14 protein-coding genes are annotated in these 15,615 nt (G+C 72.9%); 5 read left to right on the plus strand and 9 right to left on the minus strand.

Translation table 11 applies throughout. The features are described from left to right. The first annotated feature begins 102 nt into the window (after window positions 1–102). From ACMXN5_RS45360 to ACMXN5_RS45375, 4 genes are all read left to right on the plus strand, one after another. A complete protein-coding gene (locus tag ACMXN5_RS45360) occupies window positions 103–1,371 on the plus strand; it encodes a glycosyltransferase (RefSeq protein WP_439680717.1) in 1,269 nt (422 codons plus the stop codon). A gap of 102 nt (window positions 1,372–1,473) precedes the next feature. Then, entirely contained in the window at window positions 1,474–2,307 is an 834-nt protein-coding gene (locus ACMXN5_RS45365; protein ID WP_439680718.1) for an arylamine N-acetyltransferase family protein, read from the plus strand. Between the two features lie 104 nt (window positions 2,308–2,411). Next, complete coding sequence (locus ACMXN5_RS45370) at window positions 2,412–2,738, plus strand: hypothetical protein (protein ID WP_126637880.1); 327 nt, start codon at window positions 2,412–2,414, stop codon at window positions 2,736–2,738. 44 nt (window positions 2,739–2,782) lie between these two features. Further along, window positions 2,783–4,000, plus strand: a complete 1,218-nt coding sequence (locus ACMXN5_RS45375; protein WP_439680719.1) for a DUF6745 domain-containing protein — start codon at window positions 2,783–2,785, stop codon at window positions 3,998–4,000. Window positions 4,001–4,028: 28 nt separating this feature from the next. On the opposite strand, the gene ACMXN5_RS45380 is transcribed toward ACMXN5_RS45375, so the two are convergent. The 7 genes from ACMXN5_RS45380 to ACMXN5_RS45410 form a co-directional block, all read right to left on the minus strand. Further along, complete coding sequence (locus tag ACMXN5_RS45380) at window positions 4,029–4,985, minus strand: STM4011 family radical SAM protein (RefSeq protein WP_439680720.1); 957 nt, start codon at window positions 4,983–4,985, stop codon at window positions 4,029–4,031. Then, a complete protein-coding gene (locus tag ACMXN5_RS45385; RefSeq protein WP_439680721.1) occupies window positions 4,982–6,325 on the minus strand; it encodes an STM4012 family radical SAM protein in 1,344 nt (447 codons plus the stop codon). The genes ACMXN5_RS45380 and ACMXN5_RS45385 overlap by 4 nt, the downstream gene beginning before the upstream one ends. 133 nt (window positions 6,326–6,458) lie before the next feature. Continuing rightward, window positions 6,459–7,268 carry an STM4013/SEN3800 family hydrolase gene (locus ACMXN5_RS45390; RefSeq protein WP_439680722.1) on the minus strand — a complete coding sequence of 270 codons (810 nt, stop codon included), beginning with the start codon at window positions 7,266–7,268 and terminating at the stop codon, window positions 6,459–6,461. Window positions 7,269–7,324: 56 nt separating this feature from the next. Beyond that, window positions 7,325–8,488, minus strand: a complete 1,164-nt coding sequence (locus ACMXN5_RS45395; RefSeq protein WP_439680723.1) for an STM4014 family protein — start codon at window positions 8,486–8,488, stop codon at window positions 7,325–7,327. Window positions 8,489–8,510: 22 nt separating this feature from the next. After that, a complete protein-coding gene (locus tag ACMXN5_RS45400; protein ID WP_439680724.1) occupies window positions 8,511–9,488 on the minus strand; it encodes an STM4015 family protein in 978 nt (325 codons plus the stop codon). Between the two features lie 115 nt (window positions 9,489–9,603). After that, entirely contained in the window at window positions 9,604–10,587 is a 984-nt protein-coding gene (locus ACMXN5_RS45405) for an STM4015 family protein (protein ID WP_439680725.1), read from the minus strand. Between the two features lie 42 nt (window positions 10,588–10,629). Next, window positions 10,630–12,243 carry a PucR family transcriptional regulator gene (locus ACMXN5_RS45410; RefSeq protein WP_439680726.1) on the minus strand — a complete coding sequence of 538 codons (1,614 nt, stop codon included), beginning with the start codon at window positions 12,241–12,243 and terminating at the stop codon, window positions 10,630–10,632. Window positions 12,244–12,541: 298 nt separating this feature from the next. On the opposite strand from ACMXN5_RS45410, the gene ACMXN5_RS45415 reads away from it, so the two are divergent. Next, window positions 12,542–13,657: a serine hydrolase domain-containing protein gene (locus ACMXN5_RS45415; protein WP_439680727.1), complete on the plus strand. Its 1,116-nt coding sequence runs from the start codon at window positions 12,542–12,544 to the stop codon at window positions 13,655–13,657. 67 nt (window positions 13,658–13,724) lie between these two features. On the opposite strand, the gene ACMXN5_RS45420 is transcribed toward ACMXN5_RS45415, so the two are convergent. Both ACMXN5_RS45420 and ACMXN5_RS45425 read right to left on the minus strand, forming a co-directional pair. Then, window positions 13,725–14,591: an MBL fold metallo-hydrolase gene (locus ACMXN5_RS45420; RefSeq protein ID WP_395798599.1), complete on the minus strand. Its 867-nt coding sequence runs from the start codon at window positions 14,589–14,591 to the stop codon at window positions 13,725–13,727. Further along, the gene (locus tag ACMXN5_RS45425; RefSeq protein ID WP_439680728.1) at window positions 14,584–15,456 is read right to left on the minus strand and encodes an NAD-dependent epimerase/dehydratase family protein; all 873 of its coding nucleotides are present in this window, start codon (window positions 15,454–15,456) and stop codon (window positions 14,584–14,586) included. Before ACMXN5_RS45425 ends, ACMXN5_RS45420 begins: the two co-directional genes overlap by 8 nt. Window positions 15,457–15,615: the final 159 nt, after the last annotated feature.

Here is a 15,615-nt window from a genome sequence, read left to right on the forward strand (position 1 = left end):
CCTCCGCAGGGGCGAAACGGGGCTGCTTTTAGGGGACTTGCCTTGTGGGTGAGGGGTGGGTCGGGGTTTGGGTGGGTGGAGGGGGCGGAGGATAGTGTCGCTATGCGTGTTGCTCTCATGACGTCGGGTTCCCAGGGTGATGTCGCTCCGTTCACCGGGCTGGGGGCCGGACTTCTTGCCGCCGGGCACAAGGTGACCCTTGTGACGCACGGGCGGTTCGAGCCGTTGGTGGCGGATACGGGGATGCGGTTCCGTGCGTTGCCGATCGATCCGCAGGAGCAGATGCACTCGGAGCGGGGCCGGGCGCTGCATCGCAGCAACACCGGTGCGGGGAAGCTGGTTCGGGTGCTCGCGCTGGCCCGTTCGTTGGCGTGCGAGATGGCCGATGGCCTGGTCGAGGCCGCGCAGGGGCACGACGTGATCGTGGCGTCGGCGTCGCTGGCGCCGGCGGCGTGCACGATCGCCCTGGGGTTGGGGGTGCCGTGCGCGGGGGCCTATCTGCAACCGCTGCACCCCACACGGGAGTTCGCGCCGGCGATGGTGTCGGAACGCTCCTTGGGCGGGGTGGGCAATCGGCTGGCCGCGCATGCCGTCGACGTTGCTCTCGACCGGGTCTACACCGATGTGACCCGCGACCTCCGCAAACGCCTGGGACTGCCGGCTGCCGGACCGACCACGGCGCGCCGGGCGCGGGAGCGTCGAGGCTGGTCGGTGGTGTACGGGTACAGCCCGATCGTCGTGCCGCGGCCCGCGGACTGGCGTCCGGGGTTGGATCCGGTCGGGTACTGGTGGCCGTACGACGCGCGCGAACTGCCTTCGACCGTCGAGGATTTCCTCCGGGCCGGTCCGCCGCCGGTGTTCGTCGGCCTGGGCAGCGCCACCGTTCCCGATCCCGGACGGGTCGGTGAGCAGGTGGTATGCGCGCTGCGCGCCGCGGGTCTGCGCGGGATCGTGCAGCGGGGGTGGGCCGATCTCGGCGCCACGGGCGACGACATGCTCACCATCGACGACGTCCCCCACCACCTGCTGTTCCCCCGCGTGGCCGCGGTCGTCCACCACGCCGGGGCCGGCACCGCCGCCGCCGGGCTGCGTGCGGGCGTGCCGAGCGTACCCGTGCCGATCCAGCTCGACGGCGCCTTCTGGAGCGATCGGCTCGTGCGACTCGGTGTCGCACCGGGCGCGGTGCCGCTGCGCCGGCTCTCCGCGGACGGCCTGCGGGCGGCCCTCGTCGAGGCCACGGGCCGGCCGCGCTACCGCGACCGCGCCGGCGCGATCGCCGCGCGGCTCGCCGTGGAGGACTCCATCGCACCCGTCGACGCGCTGGTGTGCCGGCTCGCGGGTGGCAGGGGCGGGGAGAGCCGTCGCGGTTGACGGCGACCGGTCGTCGTCCCGGACCCCCTCCCGACCGACGCCACCAGGCGTACCCGCGGGCCCGCCGGGGCGCCGCCGGCCGGCACTGGTTGACTTGGACCCGTGAGTACCGACATTTGGCAGGTGGACGATCTCGACCTCGGCGGCTATCTCGGGCGGCTCGGGCTTCCGGCGAGGGCGCCGGGGCGGGAGGCGTTGGACGAGTTGCACGAGGCGCATGTCCGCACGTTCACGTTCGACGACATCGACGTGTTTCTCGGGCAGCCCGGCGGGGTGGATCTGGCGGCCGTGCAGGAGAAGTTCGTCGGCCGGGGGCGGGGCGGCTACTGCTTCGAGCACTCGACGCTCTTCGCGGCCGCGCTGGAGCGGCTGGGCTACCACGTGATCCGCCGGCTCGGGCGGGTCGGCGATCCGGCCGACGGCAGTCTGCAGGGCCGGACCCACATGGCCGTCGAGGTCACCCTGGACGGACAACGGCTGCTGTGCGACCCGGGGTTCGGGATGAGCGTGCTGCGCCCGATACCGGTGGCGCACGGCGCGCACGACGACCACCTCGGTTGGCGCTACCGCGTCGACCGCGAGGACGAGGTGTGGCGGATGCGCCGTTGGCGCGACGGCGGCTGGCAGATGATGCACTCCGTCGACGAACTGCTCGTGCTGCCGGTCGATGTCGAGATCGCCCACTACTACACGAGCACCCATCCGACGTCGCACTTCAAGCGCACTCTGATGATCACCCGCCACCTGCCCGACCGGCACGTCACCGTCACCCACGCCGCGCTGACGGTGCGCCGAACCGACGCGCCCACCGAGCACCGCCCGCTCCGCGACGGCGAACTCGCGGACTGGCTGCGCGTCCTGGAGGTCCCGCTCACATCGGACGAGGAGCAACGCCTGCTCACCCGCGCCGCCGAGGAGGCCGCTGCGCAGGCGTGAGCCGCCCGGGCGGCGTTCGGCGTCGCGTGGCTTGTCGGTTGGGGCGCGTAGCGTTCGGGGTGTCGGGGGTGGGCCTCGAATTCGCGGAGTCGTGAGGGGAATTCATGTATCGCCAGGGTGACATTCTGCTGCTTCCCGTCGACGAGGGCGCGGTGCCCGTCGGGGTGACCGGGTTGCCGGCCAAGCCGCGCGACGGGCGCGGTCGGATCGTGCTCGCGCTGGGTGAGGTCACCGGACACGCACACGCCGTGGTGGGGGCCGGCACGTTGTTCCTCGACCCGGAGCCGACCACCATCGGCCACCTCAAGCTCGACGCGCCCACCCGGCTCGTGCACGAGGAGCACGCGACGATCTCGCTGCCCAAGGGCTGGTACAAGGTGGTCCGCCAGCGCGAATACATCCCGGGCGCCGTCCGCATCATCGCGGACTGACCCGCCGCCCCGACCGCCGACCGCCACTTCCCCGGGAGCCTTTCGTGATCGCCGCCCCGACCGTCTTCCCGCAGCTCACGCTCGCGCACCGGGCGACCCTCGCCGAGTCCGCCGACGGGTGGGCCGAGGTCGCCGCGGCCGCGCGGCCCGCCGATCGGGACGCCGCCGAGCGCGGCATCCGGGCCGCCTACCGGGCCGCCGGGCTGGCCGAACCCGGCAAGATCCTGTGGTACGACTCTCCGCTCGCCGCCGCCGTGGCCGCGACCGTGGTGTCCGGCGCGTTCAAGCCGCAGGAGTTGGCCGCGCTGCGGCTGCCCGTGCGCGCCCCCATGGCATCGCGCGCCGGGGCGAGCGTGCGCGACCGGATTCGGTCGGCGAGTTGGGAGCGCGCCCGGGCCGACGCGGTCGCGCTGCTCGGCCACACCGGCTGGGCGCAGGCGTGGGGGGAGATCGCCGAACGCCTGTGGGACCCGACCACGAGCCTGTCCGCGCGCATCCGCGACGGCATCGAGGAGGCCGTGCTGTCCGCGACCGGCACCGACCGCGGCCCGGCCCGGCGGGGCACGGTCACCCCGACGGCGCCCGTGGCCCGGGAGGCCCGCGCCGCGACCCTCGACGCGCTCGGCGGCCAGCACGACGCCGCCTGGCTCGCCGCGTTCGACGGCCTGCGGCGGTGCTTCCCGCGACTGGACGACTCCCCGTCGGCGGCCGCGCTGGACGCGGTCGCCGAGGTCGCGCGGTCCGCGGGCTGGTGGTGGCCGTACGAGAACGTAGTCCTGGTCGCCGAACGCCCCACCGTGCTGCACCGCGACGAGTCCGCGCGCCTGCACAACGGCGAGGGCGCCGCGCTGGCCTTCCCCGACGGCTTCGCGCTGCACGCGTGGCGCGGCATGCCCGTGCCGGCCGACTTCGTGAGCACCCTCGGCCCGGCCGGCGGCGCGCTGAACGCCCAGCGGATCCGCGACGAGGACAACGCCGAACTCCGCCGCGTGATGCTGGAGATCTACGGCTACGACCGCTACCTCGCCGAGGTGGGCGCCCGCCCGCTGCACCGCGACGAGACCGGCGTGTTGTGGCGCATCGAACTGCCCGGCGACGAGCCGATCGTGATGGTCGAGGTGCTCAACTCCACGCCCGAGCCCGACGGTTCGGTCCGCGTCTACTGGCTGCGCGTGCCGCCGACCACGCGCACCGCCCGCGCCGGCGTCGCCTGGACCTTCGGCCTGACCGAACAGCAATACCGCCCGGCCCGGGAGACCTGAGCCGCCGACGAGACGACAGGCAGCGGAATCAAGCGGGTTCCGCTCCGGCACCGGTCGGGAGTCGGGCCGCGTCGCCGTGGGGGCGCGTCCCGGTGCCGTACCCCGCCGGAATGCGCTCCAGGATCCCGCCCGCGAAGACGTCGTACAGCGGCAGCGCGTCCATGTGGACGTAGCCGATGTGGCAGTCGCACAGCGCGCGCGGGCACGGGCGGCGCCCCAGGGCCGCGCGGAACGAGCCGTCGTAGAGGTTGCCCAGCACCTCGGGGACGAAGTGGCAACGACGCACCACGCCGTCGCCGTCGACGCTGACCACCGTGTCCCCGGTCCGGCACGCCGCGCCCGCCGAGACGTGGGCGTGCCGGCTGAAGCCGAAGTGCGGGTCGAGGTCGGTCCACGCCTCGGCCTCGGCGTCGGTGTACGTGCGGCCCTCGGCGGCGTTCACCCACAGGTACACCTCGGCCGGCAGGTCGCCGCGCAACCTCCGGGCGGCGGCCAGGTGTTCGGGCAGCCCGACGATCCCGACGGCGAAGCGCACGCCGCGCGCGCGGAGTTCGCGGCAACGACCGAGGAAGCGCTCGTACGGGACCTGGTCCGGGTGGTACGTCCCCCACAGCGCCAACCGCCGCAGGTCCGCCGCCTCGGTCCACGACGGTCGGGCGCCCAGGTTGGTCTGCACGGCGACGCGGTCGACGTTCGGCAGGTGGGACAACTCGGCCAGGGTACGCCGGTACCAGGGCCGGACCAGTGCCTCGCCCCACGGCGTGAACAACACCGAGATCCGCTCCGGGGCCGCCGCGATCCAGCCCGCGAAGCGCGCCAACGCCTCGCGGTCGGCCAGGAGTTCCGCACGCGAGTCGCGGCGTTTGGCGAACGGGCAGTAGCCGCAGTCGTAGTCGCAGGAGGCGAGCGGCCCGCGATACAGGATCGTCAACGGCCGCGCGGTTTCCCGGGCCGAGGCGAGGGAGAGCGACAGCGGCACGCTCACCGCGCCCGATACCCGTCCATGAGCGCCGCCGTGGCCGAGGAGAACAGCGCCGGGCCGATGGCGTCGGACCAGGCGAGGCCGTCCTCGGTGAGCACGACGCGATCCGCGTCGACGCTCAACAGGCCGCCATCGGCGAGGGGTTCCAGCTCTCGGGCGAAGTCCGCGACCGCGTCGGAGGCGAACCGGGCGCGGTACTCGGCGACGTCCAGGCCGTCGACCTGGAGCAGCGAGGTCAGCAGGTACCTGCGTCGTTGCTCGGCCGCGTCGAGGCGGTAGCCGAACCGGGCCCGGGAGAAGGCGTCCCGGTCCAGGGCCACGTACTCGTCGATGATGCCGCGGACCTCGCCCACGTTCACCGCGTAGTCGAACGAATAGTGCAGCTCGCTCGTGTACGATCGGGCCCCGCAGCCGAGCCCCACCATCCCGTCGCGCTGGCACCGGTATCCGGTGTCCACGTCGGCCGGAGCACCGGCACGGCGGAACATCCGCATCGAAACCTGCTCGTATCCGGCCGCGCGCAGGTGGTCGCGGCCCGCGCGATAGAGCGCGAGCCGGTCGTCGTCCCAGTCGGCGCGCGAGACGGCGCGTCGGCCCAGGCCGGTGAGCGGGCGCACGTACAGCGGGTACAGGTAGATCTCCTCGGGCCGCCAGGCGAGCGCCGCGTCGAGGGAGCCGAGCCAACTGGCGTGCGTCTGGCCGTCGATGCCGTAGATCAGGTCGATGTTCAGCGTCGGGACGGCCGCCTCGCGGATCGCGGTGAGCGCCGCCTCGACCTCGGCACGCTTCTGCGGCCGCCCGGCGGCCCGTGCCTCCGCGTCGAGGAACGACTGCACGCCGATGCTCACCCGGGTCGTGCCGTGCGCGGCCAGGACCGCGAGCCGGTCGGGCGTCGCGGTCGCCGGCGACGTCTCCACGGACAGCGGCATGGATCCGAACTCGGCGCCCATCACCTCGGCGGCGATGCGGAACATCCGGGTCAGCTCGGCGGCTTCCAGGTAGGTCGGCGTGCCGCCGCCGATCGCCCCGACCGCGAAGCGCGCGTCGGGCACGGCCTCGCGTACCGCGTGCGCCTGCCGCTCCAGGGCGTCCAGGTAGCGCGCCACCAACTCCTGCGGCGCGCCGGTGCGGGTGAACAGGTTGCAAAACCCGCAGCGCATCTCGCAGAACGGTATGTGCAGGTACAGGAACAGCGCGGACAGGTCCTGTCCCGCCCACACCCCGCGCAGCGCGGGCGCGGGTTCGAGCGGCCGATAGGCGGTCTTGTGCGGGTACGAGTAGACGTATCCGGTGTACGGGGACCCGATGGACACGGACGGGGCCTCGGCGGCGGTCGGGGCCATGGACGGGTACCTCCGGACGTACGACGGGTGGTGCGGCGAACTCCGCGAGCCTAGGCGGCGGACCCGACACGGTGGGCACCCGGGCCCGACACCGTCGCCGGCCGGGCCCGTTCCGGTCCGCCCGGGATCGTGCTCACCACTCGCCGGAGGCGAGGGTGAAGTGGGCGTACGGGACCGTCCACACCACCTCGTGGCCGAGCCGATGGCCGGTGTAGCCGTCCTCGCCGTAGGCCGTGCCGTGGTCGGACGTGACGATCGCGAAACACGGACGGCGGCTGCTCATCGCCCGGAACAGCCGGCCGATGTGCCGGTCCACGTACTCCAGCGCTGCGGCGTGCGTCTCCCGGGTGTCCCCGTCGGCCGGGTCGGCGCCCGCCAGGTGGAACCAGTTCGGCTGGTGCAGCGCCGAGACGTTGAGCATCAGGAACAACCTCCGGTCGGGGTCCAGCGCGCCGACCACCCGCTCGGCGCACGCGACCTGGGCCTCGAACGAGGTGGGCGAGGCGACGCCGAGTTCCGGATCCCAGTGGCTCTCCGCGAACATGCCGGGCAACACCGAGCCGAGCGCGCCCCGCTTGTTGAAGAACCCGACGCCGCCGATACAGGCCGTGTGGTAGCCCGCCGCGGCCAGCGCGGTGGGCAGGTCCGCGTCGTCGAAGACCCACGTGTGTGACGCGGTCGACTCGCTCCCGCCGAACCGGGCGGCGAACAACCGCGGATGCGGACCCTGACCCACCGGCGTCGGCAGGAAGCCGGCGAGGAAGGCGGTGTGCGCGGCGAACGTGAAGCTCCCCGGCGTGTGCCGGCGCTCCCACCGGCCGTCCGGGAGCACCCGCGCCAGGTTGGGCAGGCGCCCCGCGGCGACGAGTTCGGCGGCGACGTCGTAGCGCAGCGTGTCCAGGGTCACCATCAGCAGGTCGTGCCGGCCGACGACGGCGTTCATGTCCACAGGCGCGGACCGGCCGCCCCGATCCCCGGGTTCGGGCGATGGTGGTGTCGTCATCTCGGGCACGGAACTCGATCCTCGTCTCGTGGCGCCGCGCCGGTGGATCCGGCCGGCCGCCAACCTGCCACCAGCGCGTGGACCTGCTCCCCCCAGGTGTCCCGCCCCTGATGCAGCACACCCGGCAGCAGATCCCCGAACGCGTTGACCTCACCCACGGCGTGCCGGCGCCGGTCCACCGCGAACAACAGGTCGACGCCGACGTGCAGCGTACGGGGGAAACACCCGGCCGCCCGGACGCAGGTCGCCATCGCCCGCGCCCACGCGTCCTCCCCGACCGCGCCGCGCACCGCCGCGACGTCGCCGCGCGCGTTGCCCAGGTGCAGGTTCGTCATCGGCGACCTGCTCGACCGGGCCACGACGTGCGTGGCCCGCCCCGCGACGACCAGGACGCGCAGGTCGGTCGCGCGCCCGTCCAGGGTCAGCTTCGGCAACCACGCCTCGACGTGCAGGCCGCCCGCGTCGCAGTCCGCGCCGAGCGCGTCCACGAGCGGCGCGATATCGGCCTCGTCCCGATATCTGCTGATCCGCAGCGAGTTGTACAGGGCGACGCCGCCCGCCTCGCGCACGAGTTCGACGGACGTCGTCGCCTGGACACGCGTCGTCCCGTGCGTCTCCAGGGCCACCACACCGGACGCCGACGACCCGTGCGGCGGCTTGACGAACACCCGAGGGCAGCGCGCGTCGGCCATCCGCCGCCGCAGATCGGCGTACGAGCGCACCGGCGCCGTCCCGGGCCCGGTCAGCGCGGGCGGCAGCGCAACGCCACGCGCCGCCAACACCGCGTGCGCCCGGCGCTTGTCGAACATCACCGCGATCTCCCCGGCGTCGTTCACCGGCCATGCCCCGGGGGAAGCCGCCACGGCGGCCTCGATCCGCGCGAGGGCGGCGACGAACGCGGCATGCCGGGCGCTGCCGCCCTCGACCCGGAACGGGTCGGCGGGCGCGCCGCTCAGCAGCGTGTGCACGTCCGCGTCCTCGCCCGGCGAGTCGATCCGCACCGGCCCGGCGGCGAAGGCGAGCGGCTCCCGGGTGAGGACGTCGCGCCAGGCGACCAGTCGCGGTTCGGGCAGCTCCGCGGCCTCGGCCGCCGCGGCGAACCCGGCCACGCGGCGGTGGCCGGGATTGCCCACGACGGTGACGGCAGGACGTTCGCTCACGCCGCCACTCCCGCGCGGCGGGTCATTCGGAGACCTCGACGTAGCGGCCCGAGCCCCAGTCCCGCAGCTCCTCGGCGCGACCGATGTCGACGGTGACCCCGTGCGGGCGGAGCGCCTCGCGCAGGCGCGCGGCCATCGTGTCGGACACGAAGTGGTGGTTGATGCGCAGCGTCTTCAGGTGGGTGAGCGGCTGACCCGCGAGCAGCGCCTCGACGCCCTCGTCGCCCAGGGTCCCCATCGACAGGTCGAGGGATTCCAGACGGGCGGTCAGCGGCGCGGCGGCCACGGCCGCGGCCACGGCGTCCTGGATTTCACTGTTCATCAGGCCGAGCCGGCGCAGCGCCGGGACGCGTACGCCGGACAACAACTCCGCGAGGTCGTCGACGGTCGCGGTGCCGTCGTACTGGTTGATGCCCAGCCAGAGCTCCAGGTTCTCCAGCGCCGGGAGGTCGCAGAGGCCGATGGCGCCGACGAGGCGTGCGGACAGGCCGCCGCTCTCGAACCGCAGGGCACGCAGCGCGTCGTGCCGCAGCGGCTCCAGCGCCGGCGCGACATCCGGGTTGCCGTCGAAGGCGCCGCCCCGCACGACGAGTTCTTCGAGCCGCGGGTATGCGTGCAGCACCGGGGTGAGGGTGCCGATGTTCATCCACGAGATCTCGGACTCCTCCTGGACGACGTCGCCGAGGAACAGGTGACGCAGGTTCGGGAACCGGTCCGCGTGCTCCACCAGGAGCCCGAGCGCGGGACTCTCGGCGGACAGGTCGTCGGTCCAGCACCCACACAGCAGCGCGGTGACCCGGGTGGTGTCCACGGTGTCGAGGAAGTACCGGAAGTGCTTCTCGAATTCGGCCTCCTCGTGTTCCCACGGGTCCACCCGGATTCGCCAGGCGACGGCGTCCGGCGCGTCGCCCGGCGTGATCGACGTGGCGGTGGAGCCGCGGGGCCGGAGGTCGGCGACGGGGAGGCCGCCGAAGTGTGAGGTGAACTCGTAGAGTGACATGTGCTGTTCCTGGTTTCCGGGCGGGTTCGGACGGCCGGGCGGCGGAGTGCGTTCGGCCGGAGGGCGGTGTGCGGGGCGAGCGGGTCGCTTACTCGGCAACGGCGCTGCGGGTCGCTTACTCGGCGACGGCGATGTAGCGCCAGGTCTCCTCGCCGTCTTCGTCGGGCTGCTGCGGGTCGCCGAGGTCGAGCCTGAGGCCGGGTGTCGCGAGGGCCGCGGTGAGTCGCTCCTGCATGGCGGGGGTGATGAAGTGGTGGCTGAGGTCCAGCACCCGCAGGTGTCCGAGGGGCTGGCCGAGGAGCAGCGCCTCGGCGCCCTCGTTGCCCAACGCGCCCATGGACAGGTCGAGTTCGGTCAGCCGCCCGAGGACGGGGGACGCCGAGACCGCCGCCGCGACCTCGTCCTGGATCTCGCTGTTCATCAGGCCCAGCCGGGTGAGCGCGGGCAGGCCGCCGGCGCGCAGGATGCCCTCGATGTCGCGGACGGTCGCGTCGCCGCCGTACTCGTCGGTGCCCAACCACAACTCCAGCGTGCGCAGCGCCGGGAAGGTGCTCGCGCCGACCGCGCGCACCACGCGGGCGGGGAGTCCGCCGGTGCGGAACTCCAGGTGCCGCAGGCTCTCGTGCCGCACGGGCTCCAGCACGAGGTCCTGGCCGCCCTGGACGATCAACGTCTCCAGCCGGGGAAACGCCTCGAACAGCGGCGTGATGTCGGACTGGAGGATCCACGAGATCTCGTTCTCCTCCTGCGCGATGTCGCCGAAGTAGAGGTGGCGCAGCGCGGGCAGCCGGTCGGCGGCGTCGACGAGCGAGCGCACCGCCTCCTTCGAGCTCTCGCCCGGCTCCCACATGCCGACCAGCAGGGCGGTGACCCGCGTGGTGTCGACGGTGTCGAGGAAACGCGCGACGTGCTCGGTGAACGTCTCCGTGCTCCGATACCCCTCGATCCGCAGCCGCCACGCCGCGTCGGCCGCCGCGGGCAGCGGCCTCGCGTTCCTCGCCGCCGCGTTCTCGGCCCGCGTGGCCTTGGGATTCGCCGACGGGTTGAGCTCGGCCATGGGCAGTCCGGCGAACCGCTCGTCGCCGTCGTAGTTCGACATGGGCCATGCCTACCAGAGCCCGGTGACCACGGGGCGAGGGGTCTACCAGTCGAGCCGGCCGCCGAGGCGCAATCGCAGCCACAACACCAGGCGTTCGTCCGGGTCGGCGAGATCGAATCCGAAGATCTCCGTGGCCCGGGACAGCCGGTAGCGGATCGTGTTCGGGTGTACGGACAGCAGCTGCGAGGCGGCGGCGACATCGCCGTCGGCGTCCAGGTAGGCGAGGATGGTCGACGCGTAGGTGGTGCCGTGTTCGAGGTCGTGGGCGCGGATCGCCGGTCCGAGCCTGCGGGGGACCACCTCGTGCGTGGCCAGCATCGCGGCCAGCGCGGACAGTGTCGCGCCGGCCCACATCTCGTCGATCGAGGCCACCTGGCACGGCTCCGGCTCACCCGGCCGCTCGGACAGCGCCCGCAGCACCAGATCCGCGTCGGCGCGCGAACTCTCGATCGAGCGCAATTCCTGGACGAGCGCGCCGAGTCCGGCCCGCACGGGCACCCGCAGCGCGCTGTGCGCCCGCCGTGCGATGTAGGAGACGAGTTCGCGGTGCGCGTTCGGCGACGGTTCGCTCGGGAGCAGCGCGTAGACCGTTCCGTCGATCAACGCGCAGCCGTGCCTGCCGTAGCGCGCCTCGCAGTGCAGGCTGACCAGGTCCGCCAGCCGGGTGGCCGCGTGTGCGGTGAGCGCGTCCTCGGTGTCGACCGAGGCGACGGCGAACGCGGCCATGGCGACGGGCAGGTTCGGGTCCAGACCGAGCTGTGGGGCCACCGCCGTGACACTGCTCGGGTCGGCCAGCAGTCGCCGCAGCAGGTCGGCGTACCTGCGCCGGACGGCGGATTCGGTGGTGCGGGCCGCGAGCAGGTGCAGCGCGACGTTGTCCGCCACATCGGACAGGGCTTGTTCGGCGACGGAGTCCAGGTGTTCGCCGGCGTCGACGACCCAGATCGACCCCAGCACCTCGCTGCCCACGCGCACGGCCACGCCGAGCCGGGGAAGTCCGCCGGGCACGGCGGGGAATCGGCAGGTGCGCCCGAGCCGGGTGAGCACCCGGTACTGCTCGTCGTAGTCCGGGCCGTCGGGCACCTGGAGGCCGAGGATGCCCTGCCGGCGGCCCTCGTCGACGGCCTGGCCGGGCAGGGTCGAGTAGGCGAGGATGCGCCGATGCGGATCCTCGATCACGGTGGCTCCGCCGACCATCCCGGCGATCGCGTTGGCCAGCGCGAACAGGTCGCCGAAGGCGGCGGCGCCGGCGGCCTGCCCGAAGCGCACGGCGGGGGTCAGGGCCGAGGAGATCATGGCGTCCAGGTGGTGCCAGGCCACCGCCTCGTTGGCGGCCAGGAGCACGATGCCGGCCTGCCGGGCGGCCTCCACCAACGCGGTGACCGGCTCGCCGAAGCTCTTCACCACCACGCACGTGTACCCGGCCTGGGCCGCCGAGCCGATCAGGTCCATCGTCCGCGCCTCGTCCATCCCCACGCCGACGGCGAGCAGGATCGCGTCGGTGACGGCGGGGAGGGGGAGCGGGGCGCGTCGTTCGAGGATGAGTACGCCCGAGACCGGGACCGGCTTTTCCGGCGGTTCGGTCAACGGCCGCAACAGTGACGAGCCCAATACCTCCAGGACCTGTCCGAGATCGGGAACCCCGGTACCGAGCATTCTCACCTCTTTGGCCGGACACACAAAGCATTCGGGGAATCTCTGGACCGGCGTCACATGCCCCCGGCCGATCCGGGCGCCACGCTTTCCGCATGCACAATTCGGCAGGCGTGCGGCGGGCACTTCCGGTGACCGTACCCGCTGTGACCCCATGGAGCGCAACCGACCGCAGCCGGCCGTGACGAGCCGAATGCCACAGGTGACCGTCGACCGTTTGCCCGCTCGCCGATATCGAAATCCGTATCCGTCGGGCGTTATCGATTACGGCACACGTATAAGTGCTGCAGAAGGAGACATTGTGCGATACAGGACGAGTGCGGTCGTGGCCCTGGCGTGTGCGGCGTCTTTGTTGACGGTGCCGGTGAAGGCGGGCGCGGCGCCGCAGTGTGACACCACGCCCATCCGGACGGCGATGAAGGCATTGGAAGGTGTCGGCGCCACGGGGATGAGCGTGACGGTGAAGAGCCCGAACTGCGGGGTCCGAACGGGCGGTGTCGGTGTCGCCGATCGCGGAACGGGCCGCAAGGTCGTCGGCGACGAGCACAGCCGCATCGGCAGCGACACCAAGACCTGGACGGCCACGGTCGTGCTGCAACTCGTCGGGGAGGGCCGGATCGCCCTCGACGACACCGTGGACGACTACCTGCCGGGTCTGATCCGCACCAGGCTCTACGACGGGCGCACCATCACGATCCGACAGCTTCTGCAGCACACCAGCGGCCTGCCCGACTACCTGGACGCGCCGTTCTGGGAGGACGAGGACGCGCACCGCTGGGATCACATCGAGCCCCTGCGGACGGTCCGGCAGGCGCTCGCCCTGCCCAGGCCCGAGCGCGCGCCGTCGGGCTTCGCCTACTCCAACACGAATTACAACCTGGTCGGTCTGATCGTCAAGGAGGTCACGGGCCGCACCATCGCCACCGAGATCGAGGAGCGGATCATCGAACCGCTCGGACTGTGCGAGACCTCATGGGCCGGCGATCGCACCACGCTGCCCAAGCCGGAGTTGCGCGGCTACGCGCAGCGGGGCAAGACCCTGGTGGACCGGACCGAGTGGAACACCTCGGAGGCCGACGCGTCGGGCGCGCTGATCTCCGACGGCACGGACACCACCGCCTTCTGGACCGCGCTGTTGACCGGGAAGCTGCTGGCCCCGGCGCAACTCGCGGAGCTGAAGCGCACGGTCGCGGAGGACGTCGCGAACGAGCGCTACGGGCTGGGTGTCGAGCGCCACGAGCCCTACCCGGGCTTCGTGTTGTGGGGACACAGCGGCAGCATGTCGAGTGGCCACAAGTTCCGGAACGCCGTCACCGACGACGGCCGACGGGCGGTGACGCTGCTGATCGGCTCGGAGTCGTTCGACTCGGACCGGGTGGACGCCATCATGAGCAGGCTCCTGCGCGACCTGCGCTGACGCGCGACATCGCCGCGGCGGAGCCGGGTTCGGCTCCGCCGCGACGACGCGTGATCGGGCGGTGCGGTCAGGCGGTACGGTCCGTCGTGGCGCCCTCCCAGGCGAGGTAGCGGTCGACGGAGCGGCGCAGGACCGCGTTGCCGTCGGCGGTGACCACGCGGTCCCACCAGGCGCCGTAGATGCGTTCGAAGCGGTGGCGGCCGAGCAGTTCGGCGGCGTGGCGGACGGCGTCGGGGTGTTCGGGGATGTGGTTGGCGTAGCTGTGCATCACGGTGATCCAGCGGCAGTCCGGGCAGACGTTGAGGACGTCGCCCGAGAACAGCGCCCCGCCGCCCGCGCTCCAGTGCAGGACGGCGCTGCCCGGGAAGTGGATCCTCGGGTTGATCAGCGTGAGTTCGTCGGTCAGCCGATGGGTCTCGCCGGACCAGAAACGCAGCGCGGGGTCGGGGCGCCCGACCCAGGAGCGGTCCGCTTCGTGCAGGTGCACGGGTGCGTCGAAGGCGTGCGCCCACTCGACCATCACGGAGTAGAAGTGCGGGTGGCTGATCGCGATGGCGGTGATGCCGCCGAGGTCGGCGACGGCCTCGACGATGGAGTCGTCCAGGTAGGGCGGGCAGTCCCAGAGGATGTTGCCCTCGGTGGTGCGCAGGAGCAGTGCGCGTTGGCCGATGGCGATGGACTCCGTGGTGCCGATACCGAGGACGTCGGGGCCCTGCTCGGCGAACTTCGCGGTGTGGCCCGCGGCGTGCAGTTCGGCGAGGGTGGTCCACCGCTGGCCGGCGACGGGGACGTACTGGCGGTCGTCCCGACAGACGGGGCAGTCGGGGCGGGGGTCGGCGTACTGGGTGCCGCAGGCGGTGCAGATGGGGAGATGGGCGCCGGGATAGGTGCGCCGGGCGGCGGTGGCGGCCGGCGCGTTGTCGGTGTCAGGCACGGGTGTCGGCGGTGAGGTCGGTGGTCGGGTGGGCCTGGGTGGGCCGCCAGCCGAGCAGGCGCATGGCGCGCTCGCCGGAGATGGTCTGGTCGAGCGCGAGCGCCTCGGCGAACGGGAACCCGAGGGCTTCGGCGGCCTGTTCGAGCGGCCAGGGCTCGGCGCGGCCGACACCGCCGGCGGCGACGTCGACGGCTGCGGCGAGTGCTGGGGTGGCGACGGCCTGGACGGCGACGCCGTGCCAGAGGGTGCCGGCGTCGGCCTTGGCGAGGACGAGGGAGTACAGGGTGGCGAGGTCGTCGATGTGGACCATCGGCCAGCGGGTGCCCGGCGTTCCGACGTAGCGGCCGGTGCCGTGCTCCTTGGCCCAGCCGAGCATGAGCGCGGGTATGCCGCCGCCGTGGCCGTACGCGATGCCGGGGCGGATGACGGCGCTGCGGACGTCGTTCCGGGCGGCGGCCAGGACCTGCTGCTCGATGCGGGGGCGGTAGCCGACGATGTCGATCGCGTTGGTGGGGGCGTCCTCGTCGACGGCGTGGTCGCCGGTGGCGCCGAGCACCCAGATGCCGCTGGTGTAGACGAAGGCGCGGCCGGTGCCGTGCAGCGGTGCGGTGAGGGCGTCGACGGCGGCGGCGTCGGCCTGTTCGTCGCCGGTGGGAGTGGCGAGGTTGACGACGGCCTCGATGTCGTCGGTGATGGCGTCGACGAGGCTGTCCGGGTCGGTGAGGTCGCCGAAGCGGGCGTCGACGCCGGGCTCGGACGGGGTGCCGGTCTTGAGGAACGGGACGACGGTGTGGCCGTCCTCGATGAGGCGGCGGGTGACGGCGGTGCCGATGTAGCCGGTGGAGCCGAGGACGAGGACCTTCATGGTGTGCCCCTGGTGCGTGTGGGTTCGTGGGCCGATCCGGTGGTGATCGGCGTTGCGGGCACGACAGTAGGGGGGCGCGGGGTGCGGCGGATCCGTCGAATGACCGGGGTGTGTACCGGGGTGGCGTCGATCTTCGCGGATGCCCTTGCGATCTCCCGG

The organism is Embleya australiensis (genome assembly GCF_051903075.1).
Classification (GTDB): Bacteria; Actinomycetota; Actinomycetes; order Streptomycetales; family Streptomycetaceae; genus Embleya.